Source organism: Arthrobacter sp. NPDC092385, assembly GCF_044755105.1.
Taxonomy (GTDB): Bacteria; Actinomycetota; Actinomycetes; order Actinomycetales; family Micrococcaceae; genus Arthrobacter_D.
The window spans coordinates 1-15,798 of sequence record NZ_JBIVQL010000028.1 but is presented as its reverse complement, the minus strand read 5'-3'; the positions used below and the strand labels follow the sequence as shown (position 1 = coordinate 15,798).

The 15,798-nt window shown below is 64.1% G+C and carries 14 protein-coding genes; 5 read left to right on the top strand and 9 right to left on the bottom strand.

Features of this window, described 5'->3' with window-relative positions:
• Positions 1-122: 122 nt before the first annotated feature.
• The 3 genes from ACIQCY_RS17860 (at position 123) to ACIQCY_RS17850 (ending at position 2,927) form a co-directional block, all read left to right on the top strand.
• On the top strand, positions 123-1,052 hold the full coding sequence (locus ACIQCY_RS17860; RefSeq protein ID WP_400485159.1) for a tyrosine-type recombinase/integrase: 930 nt from the start codon (positions 123-125) through the stop codon (positions 1,050-1,052).
• Entirely contained in the window at positions 1,049-1,387 is a 339-nt protein-coding gene (locus ACIQCY_RS17855) for a helix-turn-helix transcriptional regulator (protein WP_158505463.1), read from the top strand. The genes ACIQCY_RS17860 and ACIQCY_RS17855 overlap by 4 nt, the downstream gene beginning before the upstream one ends.
• A 145-nt stretch (positions 1,388-1,532) precedes the next feature.
• The gene (locus tag ACIQCY_RS17850; RefSeq protein ID WP_400485158.1) at positions 1,533-2,927 is read left to right on the top strand and encodes a recombinase XerD; all 1,395 of its coding nucleotides are present in this window, start codon (positions 1,533-1,535) and stop codon (positions 2,925-2,927) included.
• Between the two features lie 1,011 nt (positions 2,928-3,938).
• Here ACIQCY_RS17850 and ACIQCY_RS17845 read toward each other — a convergent pair.
• Positions 3,939-4,250, bottom strand: coding sequence for a putative quinol monooxygenase (locus ACIQCY_RS17845; protein ID WP_033107114.1), 312 nt, complete (start codon positions 4,248-4,250; stop codon positions 3,939-3,941).
• Positions 4,251-4,357: 107 nt separating this feature from the next.
• Between ACIQCY_RS17845 and ACIQCY_RS17840 the strand changes: the two genes are divergently transcribed.
• On the top strand, positions 4,358-5,299 hold the full coding sequence (locus ACIQCY_RS17840; RefSeq protein ID WP_053548963.1) for a GlxA family transcriptional regulator: 942 nt from the start codon (positions 4,358-4,360) through the stop codon (positions 5,297-5,299).
• A gap of 472 nt (positions 5,300-5,771) precedes the next feature.
• Here the strand turns inward: ACIQCY_RS17840 and ACIQCY_RS17835 are convergent, their stop codons facing one another.
• The 8 genes from ACIQCY_RS17835 to ACIQCY_RS17800 form a co-directional block, all read right to left on the bottom strand.
• The gene (locus ACIQCY_RS17835; RefSeq protein ID WP_196597464.1) at positions 5,772-6,224 is read right to left on the bottom strand and encodes a DUF4913 domain-containing protein; all 453 of its coding nucleotides are present in this window, start codon (positions 6,222-6,224) and stop codon (positions 5,772-5,774) included.
• A gap of 5 nt (positions 6,225-6,229) precedes the next feature.
• The gene (locus ACIQCY_RS17830) at positions 6,230-8,047 is read right to left on the bottom strand and encodes a TraM recognition domain-containing protein (RefSeq protein ID WP_196597463.1); all 1,818 of its coding nucleotides are present in this window, start codon (positions 8,045-8,047) and stop codon (positions 6,230-6,232) included.
• Entirely contained in the window at positions 8,044-9,393 is a 1,350-nt protein-coding gene (locus ACIQCY_RS17825) for an ATP/GTP-binding protein (protein ID WP_400485157.1), read from the bottom strand. Before ACIQCY_RS17825 ends, ACIQCY_RS17830 begins: the two co-directional genes overlap by 4 nt.
• Before the next feature lie 446 nt (positions 9,394-9,839).
• The gene (locus ACIQCY_RS17820) at positions 9,840-11,357 is read right to left on the bottom strand and encodes an SCO6880 family protein (RefSeq protein WP_196597461.1); all 1,518 of its coding nucleotides are present in this window, start codon (positions 11,355-11,357) and stop codon (positions 9,840-9,842) included.
• On the bottom strand, positions 11,338-13,101 hold the full coding sequence (locus tag ACIQCY_RS17815; RefSeq protein ID WP_158505461.1) for a hypothetical protein: 1,764 nt from the start codon (positions 13,099-13,101) through the stop codon (positions 11,338-11,340). The genes ACIQCY_RS17820 and ACIQCY_RS17815 overlap by 20 nt, the downstream gene beginning before the upstream one ends.
• A 100-nt stretch (positions 13,102-13,201) precedes the next feature.
• Positions 13,202-13,966, bottom strand: a complete 765-nt coding sequence (locus tag ACIQCY_RS17810) for a hypothetical protein (RefSeq protein ID WP_158505460.1) — start codon at positions 13,964-13,966, stop codon at positions 13,202-13,204.
• A gap of 38 nt (positions 13,967-14,004) precedes the next feature.
• Positions 14,005-14,307 carry a hypothetical protein gene (locus tag ACIQCY_RS17805; protein ID WP_158505459.1) on the bottom strand — a complete coding sequence of 101 codons (303 nt, stop codon included), beginning with the start codon at positions 14,305-14,307 and terminating at the stop codon, positions 14,005-14,007.
• Positions 14,308-14,311: 4 nt separating this feature from the next.
• Entirely contained in the window at positions 14,312-14,881 is a 570-nt protein-coding gene (locus ACIQCY_RS17800; RefSeq protein WP_158505458.1) for a DUF6668 family protein, read from the bottom strand.
• 188 nt (positions 14,882-15,069) lie between these two features.
• Here ACIQCY_RS17800 and ACIQCY_RS17795 point away from each other — a divergent pair, with 188 nt between their 5' ends.
• Positions 15,070-15,381 carry a helix-turn-helix domain-containing protein gene (locus tag ACIQCY_RS17795; protein ID WP_158505457.1) on the top strand — a complete coding sequence of 104 codons (312 nt, stop codon included), beginning with the start codon at positions 15,070-15,072 and terminating at the stop codon, positions 15,379-15,381.
• The last annotated feature ends 417 nt before the right edge of the window (positions 15,382-15,798 follow it).

The following is a 15,798-nucleotide window of genomic DNA, read 5'->3' as shown; positions in this document are numbered from 1 at the left end:
CCCGACGCGGGAAGCGAGGCGGACACCGACACGATCATGGCCCTCAGCGCCTAACCGAAGGATCAACCGTTACACCACTTCCCGGGACTTGACCCCGGTACGTCCGCAGGTTCGTGGACCATGTGAATGAGTTTCCGTGGCACTGGACCTCCGCTCATGTCGAGGAGTACTTCGGGGATCTGCGCTCGGTCCGGCATGTGAGTCGCTCAACGCTGCGGGCCTACCAGTCCGCGCTGCGGCACTTCACGTCCTACGTCGCTAATCCCGACTACGGCTGGGACCGGGTCTGCGAGCAGCGCTTTGGCACGCATCCGGCCCAGGTTTTTCATGAGTGGAACACTTCCACGCATGTGCAGGAATTCGAAGGCCGGCCGTCCAAGCGTCCCTTCACCAGGGAGGAGCTCCAAAAGCTCTTCGACCACGCCGACGACGAGGTCGAGGTCATTGAGGCTTCGGGTAGGAAGGGCTGGCAGGCGGCCTACCGGGACGCCGTGATGCTTAAGATGGCGTACTCCTACGGGCTCCGGTTCAATGAGCTGCGCCATCTGCAGACCGTTGACTTCGCAACCAACCCGCACGCGCGGGAGTTCGGAAAGTTCGGTGTCTGCAAGGTCCGGTTCGGTAAGTCCCGCCGGGCGTCACCGCCCAAGCCCCGCAGCGTCCTGACGGTCTTCGACTGGACCGCCGGCGTCCTCGAGGATTGGCTCACCAATGGCCGTGGAACTCTTCACGCCCTCGACCTCTTCCCCAGCGAACGCGGCGGACTGATCGTCGAATCCACCCTCCTGCGGCGGCTCCGGCGATACCTCGACGAGCTGGGGATGCCTATGGACGGGCTGGACCTGCATTCCCTGCGCCGCTCTTATGCCACGCACCTGTTGGAGGCCGGATGGGATCCTAGATTCGTGCAATACCAGATGGGCCACGAGTACGCCTCGACCACCGGTATCTACCAATTCGTCAGCGACGACTTCCGCCGCACCTCTTTGAGGGCGTCGCTGGACCGCACGATGGACGCGGCCTTGGGCCAACACGCGGGAGGTCAGCGATGAAGCGCCAGGTCGAATACACCTGGCGGCTGTCCGAGCTGATGGCAGCTCGGGGCCTTCATAACACCACCGAGCTCATCCCCTTGCTTGCCGAGCGCGGAATTGTCTTGTCTCGCCCGCAGGTCTACCGCATCGTCAACCAGAAGCCCGAGCGGGTCGCTCTCCAGGTCATCGCTGCGATCTGCGACATTTTCTCCTGCGGCCCCGAAGACCTCATTACCGTCACCGCCGCCGATGTCCGGGCCCGCAAGACCGGAAGCATCAACTCCCCCAACGTGGTGGAGCTCAACCGCACCGTCCGCCCGCACCGCGCCCGCATCATTGACGATGACCACTGAAGAACCGGAAGGACTTGCTCCGCGTAATACCGTCCGCGGCCGGCCCCGTACGAGCGGGACCGCCACTTGCGCCCGGTGCGGCCGCAACGCTGGCAGGACTAGGGCGACCTGGCCAGAAGGCAAAATCTGCGGACCCTGCTTTACCGTGGCGACCCGCACCCACGGCACCTGCCCCGGCTGCGGGCAGCACAGACTGCTCCCCGGCCCACCCACACAAGATGAAGGACCACGGTGCGCACCCTGCGCCGGCATCCTCCACGACTTCCACTGCGCCCGATGCAATCAGGAAGGCGAGTTCTACCGGCGCGGTATCTGCGCCCGGTGCGCACTCAAAGATGATCTCGCCGCCCTGCTACTGACGAATCCAGCCAATCCCATAACCGCGAACCGCCTGGTCGATGTCCTCTGCCAAGCCGATCGACCGGAAAGCATCATCACCTGGAAACGCTCCATCAAAGTCCAGACGCTCCTAACCTCCATCTCGAGCGGACAGACTCCCCTGACCCATGAAGGCCTTGATAGTCACCGCGACACGGCAGGGCGGGCGGTTGACCACCTTCGGGCGCTGATTGTTCACCACGGACTCCTTCCCCGCCAGGACCCCTACCTGAACCGCTTCGAAGCCTGGATCGAGAATAAGATCCGCCCCCTGCCGGCCGACGTCGCCAAACCCGTCGAGCACTTCGCCAAATGGCACCACCTCAGACGCATCCGCGCCATGGCAACCCCAGACGATACAGTCCAACGCCCGGTGCACTCCGCCAAACAAGAGATCACCGAAACGATCAAGTTCCTCGACTGGCTCTGGCAGACCCATGGCCGCACCGCCGCCACCTGCACCCAGAAGGACGTGGACACCTGGCTCGCAACAGGCCCTACCACCCGAAAGGCGATTCGGACCTTCTTCGTCGTTGCGAAAAAGTCCGGCACGAACATGCGAGTCGAGATCGGGCACTACCCCGCTAAGGGTCGGCCTGCCCTTCCGCAGGACCAACGTCTTGCCTGGCTCAAGGAACTGCTGACAGGCACCAGCGAGTCCCTGCCCTACAGGGTTGCCGGGACACTGCTTCTCCTCTATGCCCAACCACTGGTCCGGGTGGCTGCTCTCCGCACCAACGACATCAGCAGCAACGACACCACCGGCACGATGACGATCTCCCTCGGCACTTATCCAGTGCCCGTCCCGCGCCCTTTAGCGGAACTCCTCAACCAACACCTCCGAAATCGCCCCAACCTCCGAACCGGTTCAGGGACGGAAAGCCCCTGGCTCTTTCCCGGAACCAGGTCAGGTCAGCACCTCCACCCGAACACGATCATGCTCCGGCTCCGTGGCCTCGGAATAGAACTGCGCGGCGCACGGAACACGGCACTGGACGAGCACATCTCCGTTACGCCGCCACCACTGGTCGCCGACGCTCTCGGCTACAGCTACCAAGTCGCATTCCTCCACGCCGACGCAGCAGGCGACACCTGGTCCCGATACGTCGACCGACGTCGAGCCGCCAGCATCAACACTGACAACTGGAACCAGCAGCACTAGGCTCCGGGTATGCCAGAGCGAAGATGGTTCCGGAATGATTTCCCCCGCGTCACGTACGTGGTGCTTGGAGTCCTCATCGGAACGAATGCGCTGTTCAACTCTGTCTCACAACCGCTATGGATGGCACTCAATGTGCTGGTCATCGCCGTCAGCTTTGGCCTCGCAATCGCCAACGCGGTGGGCCTAGTCCTCCGTCGACGTCACCGGAAACACACCAGCTCTCACTCGCCAAACCAGTGAATACGTCTACATCAAATACGCAGGGGTGCCAGTAAGGTTTGACGAATCGCATGGGGTTTGAACTCGACTGACTTTGACCCCGTCCTCTACACATGTGCTGTCAGGTCCTAGACGTCGTCGATTCTGGGTGTGCAGCAGCTTTAGGATGTGGGAAGCAGCCGCACACTCAATCCGCGCCATGCGGCTGTCTGGTGTGACGACAGCGGACCGCCACCATGCGGTGAGGGTCCGCTGTCGCTCTGTTGTTTAAGCGCTCCTCGTGCGCTGGGTGATCAGCATGAACGCTCCCGCACTTACTGCGGTACATGCTGGCACTACGAGGTCTGTCAACCCGATGGGGTTGTCCGAACCTGCCCAAAAGTTGAGGAAGAGCGCCCACAGAGCGATTACCGTCAAAGTTACGCCAATCGCAGTAGCCTTCGCGTTCCAACGACTTCGTCGCGCGAGCAGATAACCGACCGCTCCTGCCAACCCGCCGATGACCGTTCCGAGCACTGCCCCGCCAATTACACTCGACAGCGCAACGCCACTCGTCACTGCTGGTGCGGCTCCGGCGAACCGTTCTGGTGGTCGCGCGATGCGCTGGCCTCACGGCTCTGCCCGACACCGACGTCGCTCTCCTCTGCGACGGACCCCTCGCCGGCTGAGCGCTCGCGGCCGGCATCCTGTCCGTGTGCCGATAGGCCTCGCACCGCTCGGCAACGCAGCGTGGCGTTGCGTCGCGACCTGGCGACGGCTCGGCGGGGCGCGATCGTCTCGTGCGTTGGCGGACTACGGGAGCTTGGACGCGAGGACGTCGGCCGCCAGGATCTCGGGTGCTGCGCCGAGGAGGTGCTGGTTGGCCATCAGGGCTGCGACGATGGCGCCGTTGGCGTGGGCGTCGCGAGCGGCTTCGTCGGGGAATGCATCGAAGATCCAGAAGGTGTCGGCGTGGGTCCTGACCGCGAACCAGACAATCGTTCCTACTTCTTCGTTGGCGAGTGCGACAGCGCCGGCGAGCAGATCGGCGACCGCGTCGTGCTGTCCATCGGCCGCGACGATCTTGGCGACGAAGGCATACGGAAGTGATGCGGGTGTGGACATGAGGGACTCTCCTTGACGTCGGGGTTCTTCGTGGGACAAGTCCAGCGTATGACGAGCGAGGGCCGGTGGGGAGTGGCGTATGCGGCAGTATTGCTATTGTTTACGTCATGCGTATCGGACTGATCGCGATCGACGGCTGCTTCGGTTCGGCTATCGCGTCGATCATCGACATCGTGCGGGTGGCCGACGGAGCCCGCGGCGATGTCGACCCGCGGATCGACCCGATCGAACTCGCCATCCTCGGACCGAAACGGCGAGTGACCACGACGGCATCGATGACCCTGTCGGTGGACCACCCGCTGTCGGAGTCCGGAGAGTTCGACGTGGTCGTCGTCCCTGCGCTTGGAACCCTCACGGCCGCCGCTACCAACGACGTCCTCCAGAGCCGAGATGCTCGTTCGGTCATCGCCTCGCTCGGGCGCCTCGACGAGGCGACCACCCGGATCGCCGCGGCGTGCACCGGCGTGTTCGCTGTCGCCGAGACCGGACGGATGCATCATCGGAGGGCGACGACCAGCTGGTTCCTGGGGCCGGAGTTCCTGAAGCGCTATCCGACCGTCGCCCTCGATCTCGACACCATGGTCGTGGTCGACGGGAACCTCGTCACCGCCGGCGCCGCGTTCGCCCACATCGACCTCGCGCTCTCACTCGTGCGATCGATCAGCCCCGACCTGGCCCAACATGTCGCCAAGCTCCTCATCATCGACGAGCGTCCGTCGCAGGCGGCCTTCGTCGCCTACGAACATCTCCGGCACGAGGACCCGATCGTCGTCGAGTTCGAACGCTTCGTGCGCGCCCGCCTGGACGAACCGTTCAACGTCGCCTTCGTCGCGCAGTCGCTCGGCACCAGCCGGCGCACCCTCGAACGACGAGTCCGTGCGGCGCTCAACCTCACTCCGCTCGGCTTCGTCCAACGGCTTCGCATCGAACGAGCTCGGCACCTCTCAGCAACCACGGACTTCACCTCCGCCGAGATCGCGCTACGGGTCGGCTACGCGAACGCCGAGACTCTGCGCTCCCTCCTGCGCAGGGAGCGACGCCGTTCCTGACCTATCGCCATGCCTGTAGCCGGTGTCCTAGCGCTCGACTGGAACCACCTCTCAGCACGTCGCGTCGACGCTCCTGCGTCGCCCCTGGACGACCCACTCGACACGCCCGCAGCACAGGTCATGTGACGTGTCCCGGCTTCCCGGACGGTCGGGGTTGGGTGGCTGTGATGTCGCTGCGTTCTCGTCGAGGGGGTCAGCAGACTCGATCAGGGTCGACTGGGATGAGACGCGAAGGCGGTCAGGTCAGGGCGGCCGAAGCCGGCCGGCGGGGTAGCGTCGGTCACGTCGAGGTCTTTCGGACGGATGGCGTAGGAACCTCCGTGGGAGACCTCGACGTCTATCTGCGGACCGACGCTCCCGGCCGACCTACACCCTCATCTGGGAAGAGCCAGCTTGAATCGCCATACTCAGAGCGCCCTGGACTGAGATGCCAACGTGGGTAAATTGTCGTTCACTCACATAGATGACAGCGCTAGGTGAAGAGACCATCCGGTGCAGGCAGCACTGGAAGTGATGGGTTGGCAGGTTTGTGGACTTCGGCTGTGCATCCCTGAAAGGGGCCTTTTGGGGCGAACAGGGCGCGCATCGTCGGGTCCGCATAGTTGTTCCACCAGTCGGCCAGTCCCAAGGTTTCATCCAGGCGCAGGGCTTCCCATGCCCTCCAGAGGGCATTGAGCCTGCTGCACGCCTCGGTGTGCGCCCACCAGCTACTGCACCAGTAGAACTCCTTGTCGTACGCGGACGCCTGCACGGGCCGAGGGAAGTGGTGGATGAGGTAATCCGACACGAACGCCTCCAGGTTGGAGAAGACCAGCTGAGGCTGAGCATCCGTGCTCCCATCATTGGTCACACTTGCTTCCGCGTCAGCGCCGGGCGAGAACGGGTCAGAATCATCATCGAACTCGTACGAGGAGTGAGAATCCATGGTTGCTACTCCTTCACCATCGTCGTCCATCGGTTACCGCCATCTAGAGGCTTCACTGCAGATGCCACCTCAGGGGCGACCGCGACCGGAGGGTTCTTCTCGGACGGCTGGAAGCCGTTGTGCGCGGCTTCTGAGGCCGCCACCTTGTCCGCGTACGAACGTTCACTGATCGGCATTGTGCGGAGTAGGACGGCCCGTGAGCCGGAACCGAGCATGATGGCTCGGCCCTTGGGCATCGCGGCGAGGTCCGCGACGGAGAGGATGTCATCGGTGGAGTCCTGGCGGCTCGTGGAGCGGCTGTCCTTTTGCCTCGAGGTCGAGACCGAGGTGTACCGGTACTGGCCCACAAGGTCAGAGAGCATCTTCAGGAAGCCCTCTTCCTTGACGTTACCGCCATAGGTGAAGACGTTTGCCGTGGAGAACAGCTTCTTCATCCCGGACTCGCCCCATACGTCGACGCCCTGAGACCAGGATTGTAGGAACGTAGAAACCACGATTCCTCGGGAGCCGTAGTGGCTGTAGAGGTCGGGCAGGTTCTCCCACCGGCACACGTTCGCCGCCTCATCGAGGACGCAGACCATCGGGACCGCGAGGCGGCCGCCCGCCTGCGTAGCCGCGTACTCCTCGGCTGCGGTGGCCGTGGCCACAGTCAGGGACGTCACCAGGGGACCTGCTGTGCCGGCGCCTTCCTTGGACAGCGCGTAGAGGGTGTTCTTGCCCTTGATGAAGTCCTCGGGGATGAACTGCGGCCGCGGATCATCCGGGCCGCTGGGGTTCACCCAGGCGGCGATCTTCTCGTTCTTCAGGCACGTGGCCATCTGCCGCGCGGTGCCGTAGACACCTTCGCGTTGCTTGTCCGGCAGGGCCATGGTGCTGCCCATCGAGTCGGCTTCCTTCGTCCACCCTGCGTCCCGCAGGAGCCCTGCGGCTTCCCTGTTCTCCGCGTAGGACAACCAGCTGTGGACTTGGTTGATCGGCCTACCGGCAACTGCGGCGGCGAGGAGGTAGCCGGCGAGCAGGTCCCTACCTGCGTTGTCGAAGTAGGCATCAGCTTTCGCCCCGACGGAGCGCGAGCCGAGGGCGAAGTTGTTGGCCATCTCTGCTGCGCGCTCGGCGTCGACCACGTAGCTGAGCGGGTTCCACCACCAGGTGGGTTTCTCGTTTGCGACGCCCTGCGGGTCGAAGATCCACACGTCGCCGTGCTCGGCGCGGATGTCCCGGGTGAGGTCAGACAGGTCCCGCTTGTTCGAAGTCGCGATCACCGGACCCGGTGCCTCGATGATCGAGGGAGCGGCCTGCGTCGTGGTCTTACCGGTGCGGGTGCCCCAGATGTGCAGGAGCGTGTCCTCCCACGACGCGTACAGGGTGTTCCCGCCGCGCACCATGCGCCCGATCATCACGCCGGGCGACTGGTCAGCGCTCAGGCCGAAGCGGGCGGCTTTGGCTTTGACCTGCTTCTCGGTGAAGGGCGCGACGTCTTGGAGGGATGCCATCTTCACTGCGGCCCGGTCGTGCTTGACGTGTTTTCGGCCCTTGCGGATGCTCATCACGACGTACAGGACGAACAGTGCCAGCAGCACGACGCCGGCGATCATCGCCAGTCTGATCTCGGTGGTCCGCCATGGCATGATGCCGGTGAAGTTCCCCAGGGACCGGGGCCAGAACCCCGTAGGGATGCCGTCGGGACGGGGTGAGAGCTGGTGCCCGAGGGTGTTCAGCCCGTACATGGCTCCCGGGATGCCGACGAGGGCGACGATGAGGACGACCAGCAGACCAGTCTCTCCCCCGAGGCCGGCTGTGTGCTTGCGGTCCAGTGAGCTCACAGCTCGCCTCTCTCCTCAGCAGCTTGGGCTTTGGCCTTATGCCATTTCTTCTCGGTGTCGTGGACACGCGACCGGCGCTCGGTGGGGGTGAATTCCATCGAGAACGGGATGCCGGCGCGGGAGCCGACTTTGATGAAGAACTTGCCCTGTCCTGGTGGGGGCTGGGTGGAGCGGTCGTCGTTGTACCAGGCGGCGTTGTCGTCGTCCTCGAGCCACGCAGCCAGCTCGTCGTCGGTGAACGACTGATCGGTCCGCCGGAACACGTCGTCGTTGGTGTAGCGCATCGCGTCGTCGCCTGCCCGGTTCCAGGCGGGCGGGTCCTGCCATGCGGCGAGCTGTTCCTGCTCCCGGTTGCTCAACGGCACCGACTGGGTGAGTAGCGGCATCTCGGATCGGGCGAGTCCGCCGAGGATCTTGATGCCGCACCGGTCCATGATGCCCTGGGCCTTGTGCCGGTCCGCTTCGTCCTTGACCGCTTTGAGGTCAGACGGGGTGTGGGAGGCCATGATCTGACCGACGCCCCACTCACGGTTCAGACGGGTGAGTGCGTTGACCTGATCCACGATGCCGGGACCGGCAGCGAGGGTGTTCCACAGCTCATCGAGGATCACCAGGAACCGCTGGCGCTCGATCACCCCGTCGTCAGCGAGCATGTTCGACGTGGTAACGGTTCCGAACCCGGCCGACCAGCACGCCATGAGCGTCGCCGCCCGCAGGTCGTTCTCGGCCTGCGAGATCCGGGAGAGATCGAACGCCATCGGCGTCGTCGCGTCGATCTTGTGCGTGGACTGCTTGGAGAACATGTCCCCGAACGCGCCAGCCCCGCAGAGCGAATTCAGCGAGGACTCCAAGCCCTCGGTGATCGTGTCGTACCGCTCGTCGCTGCCACGGTCCAGAGCGACCTCCCGCACCTGAGCCGGACGGCTTTTCAGGACGGCCCGCAGGTCAGCCATCACCGGGACGGTGCCAGCGGGGTTGTGCTCAGCTTCGAGGACCATCAGACACCGGTCGAGGATCGACTCCTCACGCTCATCGAGCGGCTTCTTCCGCAGGATGGCAATGAGAGCGGCGATGAGTCCGCGACGTCGTGCGTGGAGCTCGGTGAGCAGTTCCTCCCGCTTCACCGGGGACAGCCGGGTCGCAGCCTCCAGGGCGCCGGCATCATCGAGGGGGTTGATGTGGCCGATACCGCGACCAAGCGGCAGGCCCTTGCCGCCGAGCTTTTCGATCATGTCGATGTGCTCGCCCTTGATGTCCCCAAGGATCATCGGGTTCACACCGAACGCGCACAGGCCGATCGCCATGCGGCGCAGCAGCGAGGACTTCCCCAGACCGGGGTTTGCCATGACGAAAGCGGACGGGTTCGAAATCAGGCGGACGTTCTGGAACCACGAAATCGGGTCACAGCACACCGGCTCGTTCGAGAGCAGGTTCCGTCCCAGCGGCACACCTTCCAGGGGTGCACCTCCCCCCATCGGGAACGGGTACAACCCGCACACCTGATAATTCGTGCCGCGCATCTCCTTCACCGGGTGCAGCAGCTGCGCCTCACCCATCCCACGACCCTTGAACCCACGAGGGCCCGGACGCATCGCAGCCTTCACCGCAGTGCTCCCGGTCCGTGCCTTCTTCGCACCCTTGGTGCCGCTCTTACCTCGGCCCTTCGCCTTCGCCGGAGCATTTGCTGATCGAGGAGTACCGAGCTTCGCGAGAACCTGAGCCCACGCGCCATGAGGAGCCTGCGCTGGGCCGCCTGGGTTGAACGATCCTGCAGCGGGGTTGAGTGCGGCCATTAGAGTGCGTCCCTTACAGTCTTGGGCAGTGCCAGGTGGTCGGGAATGACGATGCCCAGCGGCAGGCCGGCGGCGAAGGTCGAGTCCTGCGCCCCGTAAGCCTCCTCGAGGCGGATACGAGCCGACGCGCCAAGGTTCTCGATCGCGGCTTCGGCTTCGGGCAGGTCCTCCTTGTGCCGGACCGTTGCGGTGACGATCATCGCGAAGTTCAGCAGACCTGCTCCGTCGGCTTCTTCCTCCGCTGTGGCTTTCGCGGCCCGTGTCTCCCGGCTGTCCCGCGACGTCGCACGGTTCCGGGAAGAGGCATTGAAGGTTGCGGTGTTGACGTCGTTCTCGACCAGCTGCGCGGCGCGCGCCGGGTCGATGGGACGGTAGAGCATCGTCACGCGCTTACGGACGACCTCCGGGGTCGGCGCGACGAGGGACTGCAGCACGTTCGCCTGGATGGTGGAGCGAGGCGGCACGGACATCGCCCAAGTCTTCGACCAGGCGTTGTTGTGGTGGTAGGTGTCCCAGTACGCGTCAGCGGCCTGCGGTCCGACCTCGTTCCAGTCGAGCATCGGTGCCTTGCCTTCGGCGTGGGCGCGGTCGAACAGGATCGCCTCGGCCGGGTCGTAGGCCACGCGGATGACTTCGCACAGCTCCTGCGCGGACAAGGGGGTCGAGACGCCGGCCCCGGTATCACCGAGGCTCAGGGTCAGGTTCGGCAGGCGCGCCGCGAGGTCGTTGGCGACCTCATCGGCTTTACGGATCTTCCCGCCCGGGCGCAGCGTGGCTTTGAACGTGACCGCGATGTAGGCGCGTGTGACTGTGGCACCGGTGGGTAGGGCCCGCACAGTTTCGTTCATGATGTCGCGGGCGAACTGGGGTGCGTTCGGGTCCATCCGGTTCTCGACCTTGCGGGCGAGCCGGAACCCGGAGTCCGGTGCGGTCTCGATCGTCGCGGACGCGGCAATCAGGCCGGGCTCGTCGGTGAGCATGCCCAGCCAGTGCGACCACCGGTCAACCCAGCGGTTGATCTGCTCCTGGTCGACCATGCCGCCACCGTCCGGCTCGGAGACGAGCACCACGGTGTAGTGGTTCTTCACCGGGATGTGTAGCAGGGCAAAGGGACGGCCGTAGCCGTCGGTGTGCTCGCTGATGGTCGAGCGGGCGGAGATACCCGGCAGCTGCGTCGTTCCGGAGGGGACACGGCTGATGGGTCCCGCCCGGTACACGTTCGCCCCGGCATAGCGGGCGTTCATCCACCCGAAACGGCGCATGATGCGCTCGATCATCGTGCGGCCGTGCTTGTTCTTCTGCATCGATAGCAGGATCAACAGTCCGATCAGCAGCTCGAAGACCAGGGCCAGCATCCACTGGCCGAGCATCATCAACACCACCCCGACGACAACGCCGAGGATGAGGATCACCGTGCCGGCCGTGGACAGCCCGGCCAGACCCTTGCTCGTCGGCAACCGGTAGTTGCCGTAGATGCGTGGTCGGACGTCGGGGGTCTTAGCTTCGGTTTGCGCCATCAGTGCGGTCCTCGTTCCCAGTGTTGTTCGAGACTTCGTTCTTCAACTGCTGCGTCTTCTTCTGGAGCTGTGCGGCTCCCTGCCTCAGCGCAGCGCCCGCCGGGCCAGCTGCACCGGATGCGCCCTTGGGTCCAGCTGCTCTCGCGCCCGCCGGTCCTCCAGTTGTCTGGGGCGGAATGGCACCCTGAGCCGAAGGCTTGGCCCCCGACTCCCCAGCTGACGGTGCGGGAGACTTCGGGAGGCTGCTCGAGCCTCCCTGACCGCTCCCCGAACCGGTTGTTGCACCTTCTTGAACAGCGCCCTGGACGGCTTCGCCGCCTTTCTTGATCGCCTGGCCGGCGACCATGGCGGCGGCAGCGGGAGGCGCGGCAGCAGCCGCACCAGCAGCTGCACCGCCACCGGCTGCCGCACCAGCACCAGCGCCGGCACCTGCCCCAGCAGTAGTGCTCGTTGCTGATCCGGTCGGGACTGCTTTCGAGCCGCCGCCGGTTACGTCTGCGCCCTTTGGTGCAGCACCGTCGCCGCTACCGTCCCCGCCACTCTTGGGTGCGGACGATGACTTCTCCGACTTCGCCGGAGGTCCCTGCGGTGGTGCCTGGCTACCGAAGCCCTGTCCTCCACGCGGAGTGCGGGAGGCACCCTGCGGTATTGCTGCGCCGAGTGCTGCGAAGCCCATTGCAGCCCCACCACCGCCACCGGAGGATGCCATGGCACCCAGGGCCGGACTGAGGAACCCGATGAGGACCGGCAGGGCAACGACGGACGCGAGGATCAGCATGAGGCCCGCCGAGAACTGCAGGAGCGCCTGACCGGAAAACAGCCCCGAGGTCGTCATCTGGATACCGGTCGCGTAGATCAGTGCGGCGGCCGGCTTGTAGAAGGCGAAGGCCAGGGTCCACGCGATGATCTTGCTGAACCAGCTCTTACCCGTCTCGGTGTTCATGAACGCCGCCGACAGGGGCAGGACACCCGCGATGAGGAACAGCATCGCCGTCCGCAGGACCATGAGCATGATCTGCACGATGTTCACCAGCACCGCGAGCAAACCGCCGACGATGATGAGCATCTGATTGCCCATCAGGAACGTCGCACTGGAGGTGCCCGTGTCCTCCATGCCCAGAAGCATCTGAACATCAGCCTGGAAATCGTCTCCCACGCCGGCTGTGATGATCTGTTCAGCCAGAGCGTCGGTAGCTCCGAGGAGCACGTTGAGGAGGGCGACACCGGAGGCGGTCACGATGGCCAGCGTCAGCAGTCCCTTGAGAAGGTCCTGCGCCGGTTCCGCCCGCTGTGACCACACCATGCGGACGCCGGCGACGATCATGCTGATAGCCGCCAGTGCGAGGGTCAGGTAGAAGGTCTGATCCTGCACGAACCCCACGGCCGGAGCCGACGAGGCTGCGCGTCGAGGAACGATGTAGCCGACGAGCGAGGTGGCGCCACCAACCAGGGCAGCTCCACCGAAGACAATCGTCGCGGTGTTGACCAGTCCCGCACCGTCACCACGGCGGGCATTCGTCACTAGGGTGATCCCGAGAAGGATGATGGCGATGGTGCTGATGCCTAGCCCGATCCACGTCGCATAACCGAGGATCGCGGCAACCTGCTCGTTGAACGCACCACCAGCAGGAGCAGCTGCGGAACCAGTTTGAACTGTCGTCAGGTCACCAGCGTCGATCGTCGTCCACAGCGTGCCGAGCTGAGCGATCGTCGCGACCAGAGCAGCCTGCACGGCATCAGCCATGGCCTCAATCGCATTCCCGGCTGCACCAGAAATGGCGTCTGAAATTCCATTGCCGACGTTGCATCCGAGATCCCCAAAGTTGCACTCGTTCTCGGCAACCTCAGCCACTGTTGGGACCCCAGGGAATGTAGCCCGACAGATCGGAAATCTGACCCTGAACAGGCCCACTCGAACCGTCGTCCTTGTACCTCACATACCAGTCACCCTCGTGCCACTCCATGACGCCAGAGGTGGTGAAGTAGACAAGTCCGTCGCCGGAGTCACCAGAGTAGGCAACCTCCACAGTTGCCTTATCTTCTGTGTAAGACAGGAGGCGGAAGCCTTCGATCTTGATTGGAGGAGTCGGGCCGTCATCGGAGGCAATTCGCTGCTCAATCCGCTCAAGACCAATGTCTTTGCCAGGACCTTCGAGTGAAAGAGCTTTGGTGGTTTCTAAGAACAACGCATCATCGCCCGATGACGCGAGCAGTCCCACCATGGCAACAAGTGCCCCTTCGGGGGTGTGGGAGTAGCAGGACCGGACGCCGGTCTGCTCGTCCACGACGCCGGGGCCGTGTTCGGCTGACTTGGGTGCTGCGATACCTCCAAGGAACTCCCACTCGACGTCCTCGGGTGCAGAGGTGAGAGTGGTTCCGCCAGTGGCCGCCAGGCCGCATACGGATTCATCCGATGACGGCAGGGACGCGGACGGCCTGGGCGTGGCCGCCTGTGTCTGTGCTGGCGGTGCGGCGTCGGATTCGTCGTCGTTGCCGACCCAGACGAAGAGGATGATCCCGACGATGATGAGCAGCAGGACGGCGACCGCGGACATGAGGAAGCGGGGTGCGGCCCACCAGACGTTCTCGGTTTCTTCGGGTTCGGCCATGACTACTCCTGTAGGTAGGGCTGATTCTGCAGGGGTGGCTACGCTGCGCCGCCGCCGGAGATGAAGGTCAGCAGTGAGGCACCGCCGGAGATGAGGGCGACGGCGAGAACGATCTTGATGATGCCGCCGATTTCCTGCGTGCTTTCTCCGATACGGGCGTCGAACGCCATCTTGCCGCCGACGACGAGAAGGCCGAGGACACAGATGCCCAGGGCGATCCACTTACCGACACCGACCATGCGGTTCCAGGCGTCCCCGATGCCAGGAGGGGCCAAGGGTCCGCTGTCCGGGAGGGTGTTGGCGTTGATCATGACGTCCTGTGCAAGGAGGAGCAGCTGCATGGTTCTAATTCCTTCCAGAATTAAGGTTGTCGATGACCTCACTGAGACTGGTGAGGACTTTCCTTGGCTCGCGGGCCAGCGACTCGGGGTCGACTGTGCCTTCGAGCCGAAGCTCTTCGATCCACGGCAGCGTCCACGTTTGTGGGACACCGCCGGCGGTGATGCGGGTCAGGTTGTGCAGGGCCCTCGGCAACTTGCCGGGTGCATCCGCAATCACGACGAGGCCGCGCAGGATGATGGTCGGGTGTGAGCCGGCGGCCCAGTCACGGGCAGCGAGCTGAGCGGCTTTCAGTCCACGGTGGTTCTGACGAGCGACGAGGAAGACATCAGCGGGAGGGATGGTCGGATCGGCGTCGGAGCGGGATGGCCAGCGGTGGTGGCAGGGTACGCCGCCCAGGAGGTCGGCCATCGTGTTCTCTCCGGCTCCGCCGTGCACGCCGAGCCAGAAGACCTCGGGGTTGTCGGTGATGAACCGAGCCATGCCTTCGCCGGCTGCGAGGCCGAGAATTCCCTGCTGTGGACCGGCGACACCGCGCAAAACCTCAACTGCGTCGCGAATCTCGGTTTCCGTCACGACAGGTGCCTCTACCGGCTCCTGCGTGACGAAGTGACCCCAACGATTGTCCATTCAGCTCTGCCCCCAATGGCCCACATAGACTTGACTACTGATTATTATACGGCAGCTAACAAAGGATTGAATACCAATGAGTAGGATTGAGTATTATCGTCGACATTTGAGCTCTGGCGTGTACAGTTTCACTCATGGAGTCTGGGGCGGTCATTGTGTCTAAAGCACTGGACCGCCTGTTCGCTTCTCTGCCGGAACGGCTCAGTATCGACCAGCTCACTGACCTTCTTGGCTTATCTGCGCGGAGCGTCACGTACAAGTGGCTGAGGGAGGGAAACGTACCGGCGATGAAGATCGGCGGTACGTGGCTGATCCTTCGCGATGACGTGCGTGAACACCTCGAGGCCAGCTACAACGTCCCGCGGCCCTCAACCGCGGGTGAGAACACCGCGGTTGAAGACACTGCCGCAGAGAACACTGACGAAAATCCACCAGAAACTACGTAGGGGACACGATGACGGCGGAAGCACTCGACAGGCCGGTTTGCACGGCAACCATCAGGGACGACGAGACAGTTGTCGTCACGATCGACTCCGTGGAACGCGAGTTTGCTTCCATGCCTGAGGCGATCAATTACCTGGCGGGAACGGCCGGCGATCTTAACCGGCCCGTCAAAGTCACTGCCTACGACCCGTCCTCGGCCACGCAGCCGGAACCTCCCTCATCATCAATGAGGACGGTTCCGTCGATGCAGACAGCAGCGTGCCCGTGAAGAAGCGGCCCGCCCGTCGCACCACTCCTCGTCCCGCCAAGGCAGCAGTGATAACCGGCTCTTCGCAGTTGAGGGTGTAGTCGAGGGTCGGCGGCTGGTTCGTGGATAGACGTCGAGGTCTTCCAGGATGGAAGTTCTCACACTGCCCATC

Excerpts from the sequence above, each read along its gene's own strand:
- ACIQCY_RS17815 (WP_158505461.1), bottom strand. The coding sequence starts at position 13,101 with ATGGCTGATGCCGTGCAGGCTGCTCTGGTCGCGACGATCGCTCAGCTC.
- ACIQCY_RS17825 (WP_400485157.1), bottom strand. The coding sequence starts at position 9,393 with ATGGCAAACCCCGGTCTGGGGAAGTCCTCGCTGCTGCGCCGCATGGCG.
- ACIQCY_RS17805 (WP_158505459.1), bottom strand. The coding sequence starts at position 14,307 with ATGCAGCTGCTCCTCCTTGCACAGGACGTCATGATCAACGCCAACACC.
- ACIQCY_RS17845 (WP_033107114.1), bottom strand. The coding sequence starts at position 4,250 with ATGTCCACACCCGCATCACTTCCGTATGCCTTCGTCGCCAAGATCGTC.
- ACIQCY_RS17855 (WP_158505463.1), top strand. The coding sequence starts at position 1,049 with ATGAAGCGCCAGGTCGAATACACCTGGCGGCTGTCCGAGCTGATGGCA.
- ACIQCY_RS17820 (WP_196597461.1), bottom strand. The coding sequence starts at position 11,357 with ATGGCGCAAACCGAAGCTAAGACCCCCGACGTCCGACCACGCATCTAC.
- ACIQCY_RS17810 (WP_158505460.1), bottom strand. The coding sequence starts at position 13,966 with ATGGCCGAACCCGAAGAAACCGAGAACGTCTGGTGGGCCGCACCCCGC.
- ACIQCY_RS17835 (WP_196597464.1), bottom strand. The coding sequence starts at position 6,224 with ATGGATTCTCACTCCTCGTACGAGTTCGATGATGATTCTGACCCGTTC.
- ACIQCY_RS17840 (WP_053548963.1), top strand. The coding sequence starts at position 4,358 with ATGCGTATCGGACTGATCGCGATCGACGGCTGCTTCGGTTCGGCTATC.
- ACIQCY_RS17795 (WP_158505457.1), top strand. The coding sequence starts at position 15,070 with ATGGAGTCTGGGGCGGTCATTGTGTCTAAAGCACTGGACCGCCTGTTC.